The sequence below is a fragment of the Methylobacter sp. Wu8 genome (genome assembly GCF_036440755.1).
GTDB lineage: Bacteria > Pseudomonadota > Gammaproteobacteria > Methylococcales > Methylomonadaceae > Methylobacter_A > Methylobacter_A tundripaludum_A.
Genome location: NZ_JAZGVT010000066.1, coordinates 83,808 through 100,145, shown reverse-complemented (window position 1 = coordinate 100,145; position 16,338 = coordinate 83,808). Strand labels below are relative to the sequence as shown.

The 16,338-nt window shown below is 53.0% G+C and carries 22 protein-coding genes; 4 read left to right on the top strand and 18 right to left on the bottom strand.

Annotated elements, in window-relative coordinates; all coding sequences use genetic code 11:
- Positions 1-11: 11 nt before the first annotated feature.
- The 10 genes from V3O24_RS11465 to V3O24_RS11420 form a co-directional block, all read right to left on the bottom strand.
- Positions 12-485, bottom strand: a complete 474-nt coding sequence (locus V3O24_RS11465; RefSeq protein WP_104425168.1) for a VOC family protein — start codon at positions 483-485, stop codon at positions 12-14.
- A 41-nt stretch (positions 486-526) separates the two neighbouring features.
- Positions 527-910, bottom strand: coding sequence for a YciI family protein (locus tag V3O24_RS11460; RefSeq protein ID WP_104425169.1), 384 nt, complete (start codon positions 908-910; stop codon positions 527-529).
- Positions 911-943: 33 nt separating this feature from the next.
- Positions 944-1,471: an SRPBCC family protein gene (locus V3O24_RS11455; protein ID WP_331307328.1), complete on the bottom strand. Its 528-nt coding sequence runs from the start codon at positions 1,469-1,471 to the stop codon at positions 944-946.
- Positions 1,472-1,490: 19 nt separating this feature from the next.
- Positions 1,491-1,844, bottom strand: a complete 354-nt coding sequence (locus V3O24_RS11450; RefSeq protein ID WP_104425171.1) for a YciI family protein — start codon at positions 1,842-1,844, stop codon at positions 1,491-1,493.
- Between the two features lie 22 nt (positions 1,845-1,866).
- Positions 1,867-2,274 carry a VOC family protein gene (locus tag V3O24_RS11445; RefSeq protein WP_331307327.1) on the bottom strand — a complete coding sequence of 136 codons (408 nt, stop codon included), beginning with the start codon at positions 2,272-2,274 and terminating at the stop codon, positions 1,867-1,869.
- A gap of 61 nt (positions 2,275-2,335) precedes the next feature.
- Positions 2,336-2,812 carry a VOC family protein gene (locus tag V3O24_RS11440; RefSeq protein WP_104425173.1) on the bottom strand — a complete coding sequence of 159 codons (477 nt, stop codon included), beginning with the start codon at positions 2,810-2,812 and terminating at the stop codon, positions 2,336-2,338.
- 130 nt (positions 2,813-2,942) lie between these two features.
- Positions 2,943-3,329, bottom strand: a complete 387-nt coding sequence (locus V3O24_RS11435; RefSeq protein ID WP_331307326.1) for a YciI family protein — start codon at positions 3,327-3,329, stop codon at positions 2,943-2,945.
- Between the two features lie 138 nt (positions 3,330-3,467).
- Positions 3,468-3,821 carry a TfoX/Sxy family protein gene (locus V3O24_RS11430; RefSeq protein WP_104425175.1) on the bottom strand — a complete coding sequence of 118 codons (354 nt, stop codon included), beginning with the start codon at positions 3,819-3,821 and terminating at the stop codon, positions 3,468-3,470.
- A 90-nt stretch (positions 3,822-3,911) separates the two neighbouring features.
- Complete coding sequence (locus tag V3O24_RS11425; protein ID WP_104425176.1) at positions 3,912-4,400, bottom strand: nuclear transport factor 2 family protein; 489 nt, start codon at positions 4,398-4,400, stop codon at positions 3,912-3,914.
- A 127-nt stretch (positions 4,401-4,527) separates the two neighbouring features.
- Positions 4,528-5,442, bottom strand: a complete 915-nt coding sequence (locus V3O24_RS11420; protein ID WP_104425177.1) for a haloalkane dehalogenase — start codon at positions 5,440-5,442, stop codon at positions 4,528-4,530.
- 185 nt (positions 5,443-5,627) lie between these two features.
- Between V3O24_RS11420 and V3O24_RS11415 the strand changes: the two genes are divergently transcribed.
- The gene (locus tag V3O24_RS11415) at positions 5,628-7,085 is read left to right on the top strand and encodes a PLP-dependent aminotransferase family protein (protein ID WP_104425178.1); all 1,458 of its coding nucleotides are present in this window, start codon (positions 5,628-5,630) and stop codon (positions 7,083-7,085) included.
- Positions 7,086-7,131: 46 nt separating this feature from the next.
- Here V3O24_RS11415 and V3O24_RS11410 read toward each other — a convergent pair whose 3' ends face one another.
- The 8 genes from V3O24_RS11410 to V3O24_RS11375 form a co-directional block, all read right to left on the bottom strand.
- A complete protein-coding gene (locus V3O24_RS11410; protein ID WP_331307325.1) occupies positions 7,132-8,409 on the bottom strand; it encodes an RNA polymerase sigma factor in 1,278 nt (425 codons plus the stop codon).
- Positions 8,410-8,531: 122 nt separating this feature from the next.
- Positions 8,532-9,182: a uracil-DNA glycosylase family protein gene (locus V3O24_RS11405; protein ID WP_258076711.1), complete on the bottom strand. Its 651-nt coding sequence runs from the start codon at positions 9,180-9,182 to the stop codon at positions 8,532-8,534.
- A 3-nt stretch (positions 9,183-9,185) separates the two neighbouring features.
- A complete protein-coding gene (locus V3O24_RS11400) occupies positions 9,186-9,950 on the bottom strand; it encodes an exodeoxyribonuclease III (protein ID WP_104425179.1) in 765 nt (254 codons plus the stop codon).
- Between the two features lie 127 nt (positions 9,951-10,077).
- On the bottom strand, positions 10,078-10,281 hold the full coding sequence (locus V3O24_RS11395; RefSeq protein WP_104425180.1) for a hypothetical protein: 204 nt from the start codon (positions 10,279-10,281) through the stop codon (positions 10,078-10,080).
- Positions 10,278-10,562 (bottom strand): BrnT family toxin, encoded by a 285-nt coding sequence (locus V3O24_RS11390; protein ID WP_104425181.1) that lies wholly within the window; start codon positions 10,560-10,562, stop codon positions 10,278-10,280. Before V3O24_RS11390 ends, V3O24_RS11395 begins: the two co-directional genes overlap by 4 nt.
- Before the next feature lie 30 nt (positions 10,563-10,592).
- A complete protein-coding gene (locus V3O24_RS11385; RefSeq protein ID WP_331307324.1) occupies positions 10,593-11,963 on the bottom strand; it encodes a Fic family protein in 1,371 nt (456 codons plus the stop codon).
- 56 nt (positions 11,964-12,019) lie between these two features.
- Positions 12,020-12,280: a type II toxin-antitoxin system RelE/ParE family toxin gene (locus tag V3O24_RS11380; RefSeq protein WP_331307322.1), complete on the bottom strand. Its 261-nt coding sequence runs from the start codon at positions 12,278-12,280 to the stop codon at positions 12,020-12,022.
- Positions 12,277-12,453 (bottom strand): hypothetical protein, encoded by a 177-nt coding sequence (locus tag V3O24_RS11375; protein ID WP_331307321.1) that lies wholly within the window; start codon positions 12,451-12,453, stop codon positions 12,277-12,279. Before V3O24_RS11375 ends, V3O24_RS11380 begins: the two co-directional genes overlap by 4 nt.
- Positions 12,454-12,703: 250 nt before the next feature.
- Between V3O24_RS11375 and nifE the strand changes: the two genes are divergently transcribed.
- The 3 genes from nifE to nifX all read left to right on the top strand — a co-directional run bounded on the left by nifE (position 12,704) and on the right by nifX (position 16,222).
- Complete coding sequence (nifE, locus tag V3O24_RS11370; RefSeq protein WP_258076730.1) at positions 12,704-14,233, top strand: nitrogenase iron-molybdenum cofactor biosynthesis protein NifE; 1,530 nt, start codon at positions 12,704-12,706, stop codon at positions 14,231-14,233.
- A gap of 103 nt (positions 14,234-14,336) precedes the next feature.
- The gene (gene nifN / locus V3O24_RS11365; RefSeq protein WP_331307320.1) at positions 14,337-15,746 is read left to right on the top strand and encodes a nitrogenase iron-molybdenum cofactor biosynthesis protein NifN; all 1,410 of its coding nucleotides are present in this window, start codon (positions 14,337-14,339) and stop codon (positions 15,744-15,746) included.
- Entirely contained in the window at positions 15,737-16,222 is a 486-nt protein-coding gene (nifX, locus tag V3O24_RS11360) for a nitrogen fixation protein NifX (RefSeq protein WP_331307319.1), read from the top strand. Before nifN ends, nifX begins: the two co-directional genes overlap by 10 nt.
- Positions 16,223-16,338: the final 116 nt, after the last annotated feature.

Below are 16,338 nucleotides of genomic sequence, written 5' to 3'. Positions count from 1 at the left end.
GCCTTCCTGTTTTATCGTTGCTCATAAGCCTGCTTTAGCTTTTCGATGTCGATTTTCTTCATTTGCAGCATGGCCTGCATTACCCTTCCCGATTTGATTGGATCAGGGTCGCTCAATAATTCAATGAGGACGTTGGGAACAATCTGCCAGGACACGCCAAATTTGTCGTCCAGCCAAGCGCATTGGTTTTCTTTCCCGCCTTCGGAAAGCTTCTCCCAATATTCGTCCACCTCTGCTTGCGTTTCGCAGTGTACGACAAACGAAATGGCGGGCGAGAACCTGTACACCGGGCCACCATTAAGCGCCGTGAATACTTGCCCATCAAGTTCGAAACTCGCCGTCATCACCGAGCCCTTCGGTCCCGGCCCGGCATCGCCATAACGATTGACGCTCAAGACCTTCGAGTTCTTAAAAATAGAAACATAAAAATTCATCGCCTCTTCGGCTTGGTTATCGAACCACAGGAACGGGGTGATTTTTTGCATAAGGGTTTACTCCTGAATTTAATTTAAATAAGCAACTAGAACTAGATCTTCGGTTCACTCATCTCGAAGTAGTGGATAGGGCGGATTTCAATGCCCCAGCCAAACTGCTCACCCCCACTCACTTGCGTGGTCGGATGCAGGGAAGCCACCCGGATCGCTTCCTCCATGTCCTGTGCTTCTATGAGGAATGCGCTGCCTATCATCTCCCTGGTTTCAATAAAAGGGCCGTCGGTGATCCTCACTTTCCCGTCCACGCGCCGCAAACATTTGGTCTCCAAGGTGAGACCGGCATCAACGATCACTTGGCCGCTCCTGTAGAGTTCCTCCAGGTGGGGCTGACATTCGCGCATGACAGCATCGGTTTCGGCCTTGGGACGGGCATCCATTTTCTCTGGATCGAAGTAACCCAAACATAAGTATTTCACAGCTTCCTCACGGTTTGTTCCGGCTCGGAACCGTCACTGCTTTTCGGCAACAGCCTTCAACCCGGCCAGGCTTTCCTCGAACTTCCCGCCGATCATCTTGTCCATGCTGCACACAAGTCCCATCAATTTCGAGAGGTAGGGGCTAGGGCCGAAAATCGCCTGCGTGACCCGTGTCGATCCGCCGTCGGCTTGCAGCGTGAACTCCAAAGTGTTCTGGGCTGCGAAAGGTTTGATGAAATCCATCTTGATCATAATCCTGGACGGCGCTGACTCGATAATCGCCATGCGCCCCTGACCGATCTCCTTGTTGCCCTCCCATTCATACACTGCGCCCGGGCCGCTGGCCGCGCCGCTGTATGCTCTCTTCATATCGGGGTCTACTTTTTCCCAGGCCGACCAGGTCTGCATGATGTGCAGATCGTTGATCAGCGGAAAAATCGTTTCCGGCGACGCCTCGACGCTGATCGAGCGCTGGACACGGAAAGTATCGGGTTTGGTCGCTGCATAAATCAGCACTGCAACAAGTAACACGGCCAATACGATGAATAGGGTCTTGATCATTGGTTTCTCCTGTAAAGTATTAAATCGGCAAGCCGGCAATCTCGATCACCGGCCGGACTTCGACGGTACCTTTGCGCGCCATCGGAATCCGCTCGGCTATGGCTATCGCCTCGTCAAGATCCTTGGCGTCGACAAGAAAGTAGCCGCCCAGTTGTTCGCGGGTTTCCGCGAACGGGCCGTCGGTCACAAAGCGTTTACCCTCGCGCACCCGGACGCTGGTCGCCATTGCGGCGGGTTGCAACGGGCTGGCGGCCAGAAACTGGCCGTTAGCTTTGAGCTGATGCGCAAGCTGGGTGGACTCGACGTAACATTCTTCACGCTCGGCCTCGTCCAGCACATGTTCCTCATGGTAAATCAATAACATATATTTCATGGGTATCTCTGAGATTGCATTGTTAATCCTGGCATGTTGCGCCCGGCTCCATGTAGACCAATTCCCAGATATGACCATCCAGGTCCTGAAACCCATGCCCATACATGAAGCCATGGTCTTGCGGCTCGTTATAAGTGGTTCCACCGGCGGCGACGGCCTTGCGCACCATTTCATCGACTTCTTTACGGCTCTCGGAAGACAGGCACACCAGCACTTCCGTGCTTTTCGTGGCATCGCAAATTGCTTTGGGCGTGAAAGTCTTGAACTTGTCCTCGGTCAACAGCATGACGAAAATGTCATCGCTGACAATCATGCAAGCGGCAGTCTCGTCGGTAAATTGCGGATTGAATACATAGCCGAGTTTGATAAAAAACGCCACAGACTGGTTGAGGTTTTTTACCGGCAGATTTACGAAAATTTGAGCAGCCATATTGGCTCCTGTTAAAAATTGATTGAAAGATGAAATATCGGCAAGTGGGACGCCAGTAGCCTCAAACCCGATGCGCTGCAAAGAAAGCCTCCATTCTGCCTTGCAGTTCATTCGGCTCGACATCTTCGACATGCGTGGCAATCAGCCAGTGATGGCCGAATGGATCGGTCACCGCACCCATGCGATCGCCCCAGAATTGGTTGGCGGGTTGCATGGTTTCCGTAGCACCCGCCTTGATCGCAGCGTCAAAGACAGCGTCGGTATCGGTGACATAAAGATGCAGTTTGACCGGCGTTCCGCCCAGTGTTTTAGGCGAAACATCGGTGCACTGCGGATTTTCGTCCGAGAGCATGAAGATTGAATCGCCGATTTTGAATTCGGCGTGGGCTATTTTTCCGCCGGGGGCATTAAGACGGAACAGCTCGGTAGCGCCGAAGGCTTTTTGGTAGAAGTCAAGCGCATCGGCCGCACCCTGGACGACCAGGTAGGCGGTTAACGTGTGGCAACCGTCGGGTATGGGTTTGATTTTCGTGGTCATGATTATTCTCCTGTTTTAGGGTTGAGTGATTAAAAAATATTGCCCCGCACCGTTAGTCGAATGGCAGATGCCGTAATCGACATTCCCGCCAATTTTTTTTACCAAGACTCTCGCTGCCAATATTTTCGCGCTAACACGAGGCATCGGCAAATCCGAGCGCCTGCAGCGTTTGTTCATCCTCCGCAACCGGCCTCACTTCGACGCAGCCGTGCTTAGCCCCAGGGATTCGCGAAGCCACTTGTATTGCCTCGTTCAGGTCCCGGGCCTCGATCAGGTAGTAGCCGCCGAACTGTTCCTTGGTTTCCGCGAAAGGGCCGTCGGTCATCGAGACCTTGCCGTTTCGCACCCGCAGCGTAATCGCGGCACTGGAGGGCAGCAGCCGGTTACAGCCGAGGTAGTGGCCGCTATCCCTGATGGCGTGGGTAAATTCCGAGTATTCTTCGAAGTGCTTCTTTGCAACGGCTTCTGTCATCTGCTCCATTACGGTTTCGGCACAAATCAGGCATAGGTATTTCATGGTCAACTCCTCCAGTTAGTAAAAAACTGTTCGCATCGGATAGTCGTTCGGGAATGGGCGATTTCGACATGCCCGGCACCGGGCGAGCTAAAATTCTATCCGGAAGGTGCCGAAAGCGGTTCTCTGGAATGAATTACCTCATACATATTTACCCGGTTTTTTCTTCTTCGCGCTTTGTGTACGACATGCAGCTTCATATGAACGACGCGCCCAAATTGCGGCCTGTTCGCGGTCTTCCATGATCTCAGCTGGCGCCAGGTAGTAGGACATCTTCATGACCTTATCACCCTTCTTGTACTCAAACTTGCCAAACCCATTCTTCTCAAAGTGGTTGGCGTTCTCAGCATCCGCCTTCAGGTAGAGCGTGTCGCCGGACACAAGGCCGAACATCAATCCATTGTGATAGATACCATACCCGCCGAACATCTTTCGGGCGGTGATAGGCCCGAAGAAATCGAAAACTTCATGGAGATATTCAACAAACTCAGTCATATGTGGCAGGGCCTCCGGGTATAAATGCTGACAAGTTCAGCGGAATTACCAATCCGAGGAATAGTGTTCATCGATATTCAATTCTAGCGCTCAAAAATATGCGGCCTGCCGGTTTGTGCAGATCCAGTAATTGATGGGTTCGGCGCGCCTATGGCGACGCCAACATGTTCTCCCATCGGCTATTTTTGCGGTTTCAGCAAATTGGTAAGTATCCGTATAGTGTTGGAATTTCGCCACTTTGCCTGCTGCGATGGTCCAAATATGGGCGAACTGAGCCAGAAAGGGTTTTCCAGTCGATTTGCGGCTGCCGATGTACGCTCCTAGTGCGACGACTTTATCGCCGGCATCGAGCAGTTCGTCCAGTCTCATTTCGAGGCCGGGGAACTCATTGCCGATAAGCATGAATACCCCTTCGCGCACCTCGTCCAGACCGTGGTAAGGGCTACCCTTTGCCGCTGGCGAGTTTTCTGCAGCCTGCCATTCAATTTCAGGAGCAAACGAAGCGAACACCGTTTGAACGTCTCCCATTGCGAATGCAGCATAAATCTTCCCGACCATAATTATGTTTTCTTGCGACATTTTAACTCCTTTGTTGAAATGCTGGCTGCATCCGCCTGCGATGGATGAGTCGGCGGACACTGTTTGTACAAGTTGCCCCTTATCAAGTGTTCTTGGTTTGGAGTGGTCAGTCTTTAGACATTTAACGCTACAGTTTAGTTGGGTGGCAAATATTTTCACTGCTAGCAAGCCCAAGCACGAACTTTTGTAGCGCCGTACCGATTTCGACTGGCGAATCTTCCTGAATATAATGAATCCCCTTGACGGAAACTTCCTGCTGGTTCGGCCAGGTACGGCAAAACTCAAGAGCGCGGTCGGTCAGCAATGCGCCCGGTTCGGCGGAGACAAGCAATTTTGGGATCGAACTCTTGGACAGCCACTGACCATAGCTCTCGACGATTTCGGCGACATCAGCAGGCGCTCCGTCAATCGGCAATTCTCGCGGCCAGATCAGCGTCGGCAGCCGCGCCGCAGGCGATTTGAACGGCGCGCGATAGGCTTCCATTTCCTGGTCGGATAGCGTTCGAAGAATACTCTTCGGCAGCACGGTTTCCACGAAAAAGTTGTCAGCCAGCACCATTTTATCGCCCTTTTCGGAACGAAATGCGCGAAACAGGGTGTCGCGGCCAGGGGGAAAATCCTCCCATTTTCTGGGTTGAACCAGAGCCTCCATGTAAGCGATGGCTCGAATTTGCCCCGGATGACGGTATGCCCAGTAAAAGCCCAAAGCCGAGCCCCAGTCGTGCAGTACCAATACGACATTTTCCGTCAGACCCAAAGCCGCAAACCAGGCATCGAGATAGCGCGCATGATCCGTGAACCGATAGGCCTCATTGGGCGACGCGCCAGATTGGCCCATCCCCACTAAATCCGGCGCAAGGCAGCGGCCGTGCCTGGCGAGAAACGGAATGATATTACGCCAGAGATAAGAGGATGTGGGATTACCGTGCAGGAAAACGATAGGCTCGCCGACGCCGACATCGACGTAGCTGATCTCGGTATCGAGTACCGGTATGCGTTTGCGTGGATGATTGTCTGTACTGGAAAATTGCGATTCGGACATTTCAAAGCTCCTTTGTGTGTTTTCTGAATAAATCGTTTAATTCGGGTTGCCATTTACCGCAACAGTCAGCGCTGACCCGCAATCCTATTCCACATCCGTCCTAACCTCATCCCAAATGCCCCAGCATATGCTGGAAGAATACGGAAGATAGTGATACATTAAAAGATCCACAATTCTTAAAAACCATGGAACCACTTTTCGATTTGGCAATCACCCTGCCGCCGCAAGGAACTGGCGATCTGCTTCGTAGCCTGCATCGTCAACTGAGAGAAGCCATCCTCGACGGCCGCTTGCAGGCGGAGTTACGCCTACCCTCGACGCGCACGTTGGCGGCGACGTTGGGAATATCGCGCAATACCGTATTGGCAGCCTACGACCTATTATTGAGCGAGGGTTACCTGCTGGTTCGCCCGGGCTCTGGAACCTATGTGGCAAACATTTCCTCGCTGCAATCACGGTTAAGGTCGCCCGTTAATGACGCATTGCCCGATACGCGTCTGAACGAATTCTGGCGCGATCCGCGGCCGCTTTTTTCTACGAGCAGGCTTGATTCGTGCCGTTACGATTTGAGGGAGGGGCTTCCCGACAAGACAGCATTCCCGTTCCATGTCTGGCGGCGATTATCGGCCAGAGCCTTGCGGTCGCTGTCGAAAGCGCCCGCCTCTTATGCAGAGCCGGAAGGACGGGAAGCGTTACGTGCGGCGATCACCAAGCATATTTCCTACTCCCGGGCGGTTTCCTGTCTGGCGGAGAATGTGGTGGTGACGGCCGGAGCGCAACAGGCCGTCGACTTACTGGCCCGGATACTGGTAACACCGGGCCAAACGCTATTCGCCGTCGAGGAGCCCGGCTATCCGCCGGTACGGGCAGCGTTTGCCGCGGCCCGCGCCAGAATTGTTTCCATCCCGGTTGATAGCGAGGGGATGATGGTCGAACGCTTGCCGGACGATACCCGGGTGATCTACGTCACGCCTTCGCACCAGAGTCCGCTTGGCGTTACGCTATCGGCGAGGCGCCGGGCCGCCTTGCTGGACTTTGCCCAGAGCCGTGGCGCTGTGGTGATTGAGGATGACTATGATGGCGAATTCCGCTTCAACGGTCGGCCTCTCGATGCCTTGCAAACCCTGGATCGTAACGAATCGGTGTTTTATGTCGGTACTTTTTCCAAAAGCCTGTTTCCCGCTTTGCGTCTCGGCTTTGTGGTCGCGCCGCCTTGGGCGCGCCGCGCGCTGATTGCGGCCAAAACTTACACCGACTGGCATTGCGCGGTGCTCACGCAAGATACCCTGACAGCTTTTATCGAGGAAGGACATCTGGCCCGCCACGTCCGCAAGATGCACAAAATCTATGCCGAGCGCCGCACGATCCTGCTACAGGCCTTGTCCCGACATTGCGGCGACAGATTACGTCCGATAGGCGCCGATGTTGGCCTACACCTTGCTGCGGAACTGGCACTCCCGCTGCAGGCAAACGATCTGGTTGCACGCGCGGCCGTTGATGGTGTCCGGTTACATTCTCTGGATCGTTATGCTAACGAGAATCCAGCACCAAACGGCTTAATGCTGGGGTATGGCATGATCCGGGCAGCCCAGATTGATGCGGCCATTTGCCAGTTGGCTCAAACGATGAATGGTATCGGATGAGGGGTAGAATTTCCGCGATTCACCGCCCATAACGGCAATCCCTATCTCAATCCCGCAGTTCGCGCAGTCTGCGCTCGAGAAAGCGCCGCTCCGGCTCCTGGCGAGCCAAGACGAGAGCCTGTTCGTAAGCGGCCCGGGCTTCCGTCGTTTTCCCCAGACGCCGGCACAGATCCGCCCGCACCGCGTGCGCCAAGTGGTAATCCGCGAGATTGCCGCGCCCGAGAATCGCGTCGACGAGATCAAGCCCGGCGGCTGGCCCGTCCCGCATCGCCACCGCCACGGCTCGGTTCAGTTCGATCACCGGCGACGAATCGGCTCGCATCAGTATCTCGTAGAGGGCGGCGATTTGCGCCCAGTCCGTGACGGCGGCATCCATCGCATTGGCATGCACAGCCGCGATTGCGGCTTGCAAGGTGTAGAGGCCGAACCGCTGCGACAACAACGCCCGTTCCACCAGCGCCGACCCTTCCGCGATCTGTTCCCTGTTCCACAGTGCGCGATCCTGGTCATCCAGCAGGATCAGCTCACCGCTCGGAGAACTGCGTGCAGCGCGGCGGGATTCCTGGAGCAGCATCAGCGCCAGCAAACCCTGCGCTTCGGGCTCCGGCAGCAGTTCGACCAGCAGCCTTCCCAAGCGGATAGCCTCTTCCGACAGGTCGTGCCGGGTCAACAACGGACCGGATGAGGCGGAGTATCCTTCGTTGAACACCAGATAAATTACCCGCAGTACCGCTTCCAGCCGGTCCGGCAACTCGGCGTGCCCAGGTACCTGATAGGGAATGCGCGCGTCGCGTATCTTCGCCTTGGCTCGCACGATACGCTGGGCCAGCGTCGCAGCGGGCGTGAGGAATGCACGCGCAATCTCTTCCGTCGCGAGGCCGCACACCTCGCGCAACGTCAGCGCCACCTGCGCGTCAGGCGGCAGGGCCGGGTGGCAGCAGGTGAAAATCAGCCGCAGGCTGTCATCCTCGAGGCATTCATCATCCCAGGCTTCTGCATCTTCGCTTGAAGGATCGGCCAGTGCATCTGCGTCTTCCAGAACATCAAACCGGGCGCGTCGGCGGATGCCGTCGACTGCCTTGAAGCGGCCGGTCGATACCAGCCAGGCCTTGGGATTGGCCGGCACGCCGTCACGAGGCCATTGCTCCAGCGCAATCCTGAAAGCCTCGTGCAGCGCTTCCTCGGCGATATCAAAATCGCCAAGCAGGCGGATCAGCGTGGCAAAGATGTGGCGCGAGTCGAAGCTGTAGAGAGCATTCAGCGTCTCGCGCACGGCATTCTCGCTCAGTGGAGACGATTTCGGTTGCTGCTGATTGGTCTTCACGTCCGTTCTCCAAGATAAGCGGGTAAGGTCATATTCAATTCATGATAGCGCATGCCGGCCGCAAGTCGAGCGATAGCCCGTTCCCGCCAATATCCGGTTGCGGGCGGCGAAGACGCCGGCTTCTACGGACGGCTGCTCGACAATCCGGCGGCGTTTGCGGAGATTTGGCAAATGTGTTGCCAGGACGGATGCTGTTGCAGGATAGTCAATGCCGATTCAAGCAGAGCGAGGCCCGCTTCGGTCCGGTGCCAAGTCGACGCACCGGACGGATGCGGCAACGGGATCGCTTCTGTACGGTGGCCGTGGAAAGTGACGGGATGAAGCTTACCGATCACATCGTTTAGCTTTTTGACCGGCATCAATTGGCTGATCGCCAGTTTGCCGACCGGCAGGATCAGCTCGGGCTTAAGCAAATCGACTTCCGCTTGCAGCCAGCCCGCGCAGTTACCGATCTCGGCCGGACTCGGCACACGATCTCCGCCCTTGGGGTTCTTGCCCGGAAAGCAGCGGCACACGGCGGCCATGTAGACGCGCTGCCGGAAAGTCTCCTCATCAAGCCCGATGCGCTCAAACCATTTGAACATCGTTTTACCGGCCGTCCAGGCAAACGGTTTACCGAAACCGCCTTCTTTGTCGCCGGGAGCTTGGCCGATCAGTAAAATCTTCGATAGTACAGGGCTCCCGCTGACGACCGGGCCGATCATCTCGGGGCATTTTTTGCAATCCGACAATGCGGCGCGGTGGGCGCGCATCAGTTGTTCGCGTATAGGCATCGCTTAAAGATCAATCTCGATGCCGACCGGGCAATGATCCGATCCGTGAATCTCAGGAAGAATAAATGCCTGCTTAACTTTGCCGACCAGTGCTTCACTGGTCAACACATAATCGATCCGCCAGCCGACGTTTCTTGCCCTGGCGCCGGCGCGGAAACTCCACCAACTGTACGCGACGGTGTCGGGATGGAAATGCCGGAAAGTATCGACCAGTCCGGCGTCGAGAAACCGGCTGAAACCGTCGATTTCGACCTGGGTGTAACCGGCCGATTTATTGTAATTCGGCTTAGGGCGCGCAATATCGATTTCCCGGTGCGCGACATTAAAATCGCCGCAAGCGATTAGCGGCTTCTTGCTTTGCAGCTGTTGACAATAGGCCAGGAATTCGAGGTCCCAAGTTTGCCGGTAATCCAGCCGGGCCAAGGCATCGCCCGAATTCGGCACATACACATTCAACAGAAAAAAATTCTCGAATTCGGCGACGATCACGCGGCCTTCCCGGTCATGTTCGACAATGCCTATGTCGCTGATAACTTGCAGCGGCTCTTTCCGGGATAAGATCGTCACGCCGGAATAACCCTTGCGTTCGGCGCAGTTGGAATAAATCCGGTAGCCGTCGATACCCTCAAGCGCCTTGTCGATCTGGTCGGCCTGGGCCTTGGTTTCCTGCAATAGAATGCAGTCGGCATCGAGCAGCGCCAGCGTTTCGGCAAAGCCCTTGCTTTGCACAGCGCGAACGCCGTTGACATTCCAGGAAATGATTTTCATGCGGTGGTTCCTTCAGATGGGTTAGAAGTTGAGGCTTTAATAGTGAATCTGGGAGTTGTGACTTAGAAAGTTTAAGTCACTGAGCTGGATAACAAGTGCAATTCCATTACACCATTCCCGACTATTTTTACGAAGCCACTCGTTTGGCGATTTCAATGTCTTTACGCAATAAATCATTGACTAATAATTGTAAACTTCCCTGTGTAGTCAGGCATTTTTCATTAAGGTACTGAACAACATCCTTATCTAAATAAATAGGTAATTGAATGTCCTCAACAGGCACATAAAATTTACCTTGCTCGGCATTAGAAAAATCATATTCGTCTTTCATTTTGTAAGCCTCTTCATATAAGTAGCTGTCTCGGTAGACGTTGCTTTTCTGGCGGAAATTATTCTAATAACGTCATCATATCGAAAGGTATGAACAACTAACAGCATTTGTTCATTCAAACTTTTGCCCAATAACAGCCAACGGTCTTCCGTTTCCGAATGTTCATCGTCCGGTATGCTTAAAGCAAAAGGATCGGCAAACACATAAGCGGCATCGGCAAAATCAATGCCGTGCTTACGAATATTCAGCTGGTTTTTGTTTTCATCCCATGTGAATTTCATTGCTGACCTGAGTTTGATTTAAAAGTCATGCTATTTATTGAGGGCATTTTGGTAAATTTTCTCAACATCGGCCAATGCTTGACCGAGATCGGGCGGCGCAACAAAAACAAATAAATTTCCGTACTTACGTTTGCTGAGGATCTTGAATTGATCTGACAGCTTTAATAAATCCGTTCGTGCCGTTTGATAAGTGATTTTATGTGCTGCCTGATGTTCTTTTATATTGTAAATGGCATTGGGGTGATCCAGCGCATGGCGCAGGATAGCTAACTGACGATGATTTAATTGCCCTTGCAAAACTGAACCATCCAGCCGTTTTTCAATGGAGTGCAGTTCCTCCGCCTTTTTTGCAAGATGTTCATGCAACGCATTGATCGCCTTCTTGATCACTTCCAACTGATGAATAATGAAATAGGTCAGGTCGTTGTCATCGGTTTCGGTATACAAATAAGCCCTACCGTATTGCGCTGGGGCTTGTTTAATGATTCGGGAAATGGAAATAAACTCCATCAGCCAATATTGCTGATTCGCCATCGACCAATAGAATAGCGCCCGCGCCGTCCGGCCGTTGCCGTCGACAAACGGATGATCGTAACCGATCATAAAGTGCAGGATAATCGCCCTGATTACCGGGTGGATAAATTCTTTACCGTCCAAATCATTAGCAAATTGGCATAGGCGTTCGACTCTTTCCGGCAGTTCCAATGCTTCCGGCGGAGTATGCAACGAAACTGATCCAGAGACATCGACCACATGAATATCGTCGCCTGCATCCCGGTATTGTCCTGCTTTGTTAGCATCGTCCAGCGTTGCTTCCGTAAGAATTCGATGCAAATGCAAAATCATCGCCGGCGTCAATTTCTCTTCTTTATACTCTCGAATAAATTGCATGGCCTGATAGTTATTAAAGATCATCTGTTCACTGTGATCTTTTGGCTTTCTACCCTGCCTGAGCATTTCTTTCGCCACATTTCGGGTTGTTGATGCGCCTTCCAGCTGACTGGAATTGATGGCTTCCTCAATCAGAGAACCGACCAGATAAGTGTCTCGGGTATGTGGGTTAACCGGTCTATCCATTCCGATATGACCGGATGCATTTTGGTCGATCCAGTGTAAATCCCTATGAATACTATCGATCATGCAAAACTGGAATTGTTCTCCTGATTTGCTGGTGAAAGGCAATTTTTTATAGAGACTTTTTCGGGCAAATTTTAATGCCAGCCAATAGTATTCCGAGGTCCAGCCTTCGGGTGGCTTTAAATGCCGTAATTTGTCCCAGTGCAAATAACGGCCTTCCGTATCGGTTGTCCCAAAACTTGAGTTAAAAAAACCGATGAATTTATCGTCGCAGGCTTGTTCAAGAAGTGTTTCGTAACAAGGCGGGGAAAGCGGCAATTTCATAATGGACGCCATAATTACTAATTAATGAAAAATTAGTATAGCATCTCTTCCACATCTTATTGATAGATGTCTTTACGGTGGCCTATTTTGATAACCTGAATTATCAGACACTGGTCGGTTATTGAATACACTACGCGGTAATCGTTTATTCGAATTCGATATGAGTATGCTGATCCGGTCAGCTTTTTACATCCATCCGGTCTTGGGTTGTCGGCTAGCGCCTTTATGCGTTCCGCCACTTTCTCGGCTATCGGCCGCGGCAGTTGCGCCAATTCTTTTTTGGCGGTCTGTTTAAACTCAATGCGGTAACGTGTCATAGATTAAGTTCTTTTAAAACGTCCTCAAGCGGAATAGTGCCTTCATCTTTACGCTCCGCAATGGTTGCCAAGTCTTCAAGGTCCTCTAACAGCTCCAGATAGTCTGCCATTGGCAGAATCACCGACAACTTTTGTCCGTTTGCATCTGTTATGTATTGTGGTTGTGCGCTCATAGTCTTGGCTCCTGTTTTCAGTTGCCCCAGATTATACCGCTTTGGACGTAGATGAACATTAGCCTTGTTTCCACAACATTGGCCTATACACATCAGCATTGCTCCAATGAACCCGCGTGTAATATCCATGCCCCCATTTTGTAAGCTTTCCTACAAACACAAATCAAATAACTATAATAATTTCAATACCATACAAAATGGCACAACGCTTGCTTTAGCTTAATCAAACAAAGCTATTGTGGTCAAACCGATGAAATCAACTAAAGACATTGCCGCGCTGCTGGACGAACCTGCCTGTGAGCATAACAAGAAGGAAAAGTCCGGTTGCGCTAAGCCCAAACCCGGCGCTTCGGCGGGCGGTTGCGCTTTTGACGGGGCGCAGATTGCGCTGCTGCCTATTGCCGATGTCGCGCATATCGTCCACGGACCTATCGCTTGTGCGGGCAGTTCCTGGGACAACCGGGGTACGCGCTCTTCCGGGGCGGATTTGTACCGCATCGGCATGACGACCGACCTGACCGAGCAGGACATTGTGATGGGGCGCTCGGAAAAACGGCTGTTCCATGCGATCAAGCAAGCGATAGATACTTACTCACCGCCCGCGGTGTTTATTTACAACACCTGCGTCCCGGCCTTGGTCGGCGATGATATTAATGCGGTATGCAAGTCCGCCGAGGAGCGCTGGGGCGTTCCGGTCGTGCCGATCGATTCAGCCGGGTTTTACGGCACCAAGAATCTGGGCAACCGCATTGCCGGCGATGCAATGGTTAATCATGTGATCGGCACTCGCGATCCCGATCCCTTGCCGTTAACCGTCCAGCGCGCGGAAATAAAAATTCATGACGTAAACCTGATCGGCGAATACAACATTGCCGGTGAATTCTGGCATGTGTTGCCGCTGTTCGATGAACTGGGCTTGCGCATACTGTGCACTTTGTCCGGCGATGCGCGCTTCCGCGAAGTGCAAACCATGCACAAGGCCGAAGTCAATATGATGGTTTGCTCCAAAGCGATGGTCAATGTCGCCCGCAAATTACAGCAAAAGTACGGTACGCCTTGGTTTGAAGGCAGCTATTACGGCATAACCGACACCAGCCAATCGTTACGGGATTTCGCAAGAGTGCTTAACGACCCTGATTTAACGGAACGCACCGAGGCTCTGATTCTGCGTGAGGAAACCCGGATCAGAACGGAACTGGAGCCGTGGAAAGTGCGCCTGAAAGGCAAACGGGTGTTGTTGTTTACCGGCGGCGTAAAAAGCTGGTCGGTGATTTCCGCGTTGCAGGATTTGGGCATGGTGGTAGTTGCGACCGGCACCAAGAAATCCACCGAAGAGGACAAGGCCAGAATCCGCGAGCTGATGGGCGAAGACACGGTGATGATCGACGACGGCAGCCCCAGGGCGTTGCTGAAAATCGTCCATGATTACAAAGCCGACATCCTGATCGCCGGCGGCCGCAACATGTACACCGCGTTAAAAGCCAAGGTTCCGTTTCTGGATATTAACCAGGAACGCGAATTCGGTTATGAAGGCTACCAAGGCATGCTGGAACTGGTCCGCCAGCTGGCGTTGACGATTGAAAGCCCGGTATGGGAGGCGGTTAGAGCGCCTGCGCCGTGGAAAGTCAAAACCTCCTCTTTGGTAAATAGGGAAAATGAGATAGTGAATACTGCTGACTTAAGCAGTGCAAAGCCCTCTCCAGAGGGAGAGGGTTGGGTGACGACTGCAAGGATGCAGGAGGTAGAGCAACGCAGGGAGCAGTTGCCGAGGGGAATTTAAATGATAAAAAAAGCTTTTTTTATCCCCCTCATCCCAGCCTTCTCCCTGAGGGAGAAGGAGCCCCTTGAATCAACAGTATTGAATGTGATGGAAGAGGTGAACAATGGCTGACATCCTGAAAAGAAACAAGGCGCTATCGGTCAATCCGCTGAAAGCCAGCCAGCCGATAGGCGGCTCTTTGGCGACGCTGGGCTTTAACCGCGCGATGCCGATGCTGCACGGCTCGCAAGGCTGCACCGCATTCGCCAAGGTGTTTTTCGTGCGCCACTTCCGCGAACCGATTCCATTGCAAAGCACGGCGATGGATCAAGGCAGCTCGGTGATGGGCGCGGACGAAAATGTTGTTGAAGGCATTAAAACTATAGCCGAAAAATCCCGCCCTGCGCTGATTACCATTTTGACGACCGGTCTCGCGGAAACGCAAGGCGCCGATGTACACCGGAATGTCAGGGAGTTCAGGGAAGCCAACCCGGAATTTGCCGATGTTGCGGTCGTCGCGGTCAATACCCCCGATTTTACCGGCAGCGTCGAGACCGGTTTTGCAGCGACCCTTACCGAAATCATTCGTGCGTTGGTGCCGGATGCCAAAGAAGCCGGAACTTATCCGGGTAAACGCAAGCGTCAGGTCAATGTATTGGTCAATTACATGCTGACCCCCGGCGACCTCGAAGCGCTTCGGGATATTTTCGAACAGTTCCAGCTCAGGCCTGTTTTCGTACCCGATATTTCCGATTCGCTGGACGGCTGTTTGACGGATGAGGATTTCAGTCCGGTGACTATCGGTGGCACCTTGGTATCAGAAATGGCGACGCTCGGCGATGCATTGGCGACGGTTGTTATCGGCCCGTCTTTAGCCAAGGCGGCGGAGCTATTGGAACAAAAAACCGGCGTGCCGACCTATGCTCTCGACCATCTTTACGGCTTAAAAGCCAATGATGCGCTGATGTCCGCATTGGCTGAAATCAGCGGCAACGATGTGCCCGAGCACATCGAGCGGCAGCGCTCGCAATTACAGGATGCAATGCTGGACACGCATTTCATGCTCGGCCAATTGCGTATCGCGATTGCCGCCGATGCGGATTTATTGAATGCGTTTGTCGATCAGGTTCAGGAAATGGGCGCGGAGGTCGTTGCCGCCGTCACCTCCTGCAACGTGCCGTTGTTGTCGCGCATTCCTGTCGCCAGCATCAAAATCGGCGACCTTGAAGATATGGAACTGATCGGCAAGGCCAACAAGGTGCAACTGGTGATCGGCAATTCCCATGCAGTGGATACCGCAGAGCGGTTGGGTACGCCGATTTTAAGGGCCGGATTCCCGCTGTACGACATTATCGGCGGCTACCAGAAAACCTGGATCGGTTATCGCGGCTCGCGGCAAACGCTGTTCGATTTGGCTAACCTGGTCATCAATTATTCGCATGAAGAAATTCCGGTCTACCGCTCGGTGTACGCCCAAAAACCCGCCGGCGAATTAACCGGGCTTAATTCAAGTAAAGCGCTGTCATGTCATTAACAAGACGCATGCATATAGTGCAAGGCACTGATGAGAGGAAGTTTATGGAAACCGCATTAAAAATAGCGTTTGCGACCACCGATATGGAAACGGTCAACCAACATTTCGGCTCGGCCAAGTCCTTCGCGATTTATGCGGTGGATATGGACGACGCGCAATTGCTGGAAGCCGCCCAGTTTGGCGAACTCCAGCAGGACGGCAACGAAGACAAACTGTCGGTCAAGATTGAATTGCTGAACGGCTGCGCGGCGGTCTATTGCCAAGCCGTCGGCGGCTCGGCCATTAACCAGCTGATCGCCAAAAACATACAGCCGGTCAAAGTGCATGAAGGCGGCAAGATTAAAGACCTGATCGTTGACCTGCAAAATGAGATGAAGGCCGGGCCGTCCAATTGGCTGGCGAAAGCGATTAATCAACATAAGAGTCCCGATCCTGAGCGCTTTAATCAAATGGAAGATGAAGGCTGGGATGAGTGATATTCGCTCGTTCCCAAGCTCGTGCTTGGGAACGCAGTCCGCGAAGCTCGAGCTTCCAAAACCGGATTCCCAAGCAGGAGCTTGGGAACCAGAAAAATTACCACTTAACGGAGAAA

Coding starts and splice junctions, on each gene's coding strand:
- V3O24_RS11465 (WP_104425168.1), bottom strand. CDS start 485: ATGCAAAAAATCACCCCGTTCCTGTGGTTCGATAACCAAGCCGAAGAG.
- V3O24_RS11455 (WP_331307328.1), bottom strand. CDS start 1,471: ATGATCAAGACCCTATTCATCGTATTGGCCGTGTTACTTGTTGCAGTG.
- V3O24_RS11450 (WP_104425171.1), bottom strand. CDS start 1,844: ATGAAATATATGTTATTGATTTACCATGAGGAACATGTGCTGGACGAG.
- V3O24_RS11445 (WP_331307327.1), bottom strand. CDS start 2,274: ATGGCTGCTCAAATTTTCGTAAATCTGCCGGTAAAAAACCTCAACCAG.
- V3O24_RS11440 (WP_104425173.1), bottom strand. CDS start 2,812: ATGACCACGAAAATCAAACCCATACCCGACGGTTGCCACACGTTAACC.
- V3O24_RS11435 (WP_331307326.1), bottom strand. CDS start 3,329: ATGAAATACCTATGCCTGATTTGTGCCGAAACCGTAATGGAGCAGATG.
- V3O24_RS11430 (WP_104425175.1), bottom strand. CDS start 3,821: ATGACTGAGTTTGTTGAATATCTCCATGAAGTTTTCGATTTCTTCGGG.
- V3O24_RS11425 (WP_104425176.1), bottom strand. CDS start 4,400: ATGTCGCAAGAAAACATAATTATGGTCGGGAAGATTTATGCTGCATTC.
- V3O24_RS11420 (WP_104425177.1), bottom strand. CDS start 5,442: ATGTCCGAATCGCAATTTTCCAGTACAGACAATCATCCACGCAAACGC.
- V3O24_RS11415 (WP_104425178.1), top strand. CDS start 5,628: ATGGAACCACTTTTCGATTTGGCAATCACCCTGCCGCCGCAAGGAACT.
- V3O24_RS11405 (WP_258076711.1), bottom strand. CDS start 9,182: ATGCCTATACGCGAACAACTGATGCGCGCCCACCGCGCCGCATTGTCG.
- V3O24_RS11400 (WP_104425179.1), bottom strand. CDS start 9,950: ATGAAAATCATTTCCTGGAATGTCAACGGCGTTCGCGCTGTGCAAAGC.
- V3O24_RS11395 (WP_104425180.1), bottom strand. CDS start 10,281: ATGAAAGACGAATATGATTTTTCTAATGCCGAGCAAGGTAAATTTTAT.
- V3O24_RS11390 (WP_104425181.1), bottom strand. CDS start 10,562: ATGAAATTCACATGGGATGAAAACAAAAACCAGCTGAATATTCGTAAG.
- V3O24_RS11385 (WP_331307324.1), bottom strand. CDS start 11,963: ATGAAATTGCCGCTTTCCCCGCCTTGTTACGAAACACTTCTTGAACAA.
- V3O24_RS11380 (WP_331307322.1), bottom strand. CDS start 12,280: ATGACACGTTACCGCATTGAGTTTAAACAGACCGCCAAAAAAGAATTG.
- V3O24_RS11375 (WP_331307321.1), bottom strand. CDS start 12,453: ATGAGCGCACAACCACAATACATAACAGATGCAAACGGACAAAAGTTG.
- nifE (WP_258076730.1), top strand. CDS start 12,704: ATGAAATCAACTAAAGACATTGCCGCGCTGCTGGACGAACCTGCCTGT.
- nifN (WP_331307320.1), top strand. CDS start 14,337: ATGGCTGACATCCTGAAAAGAAACAAGGCGCTATCGGTCAATCCGCTG.
- nifX (WP_331307319.1), top strand. CDS start 15,737: ATGTCATTAACAAGACGCATGCATATAGTGCAAGGCACTGATGAGAGG.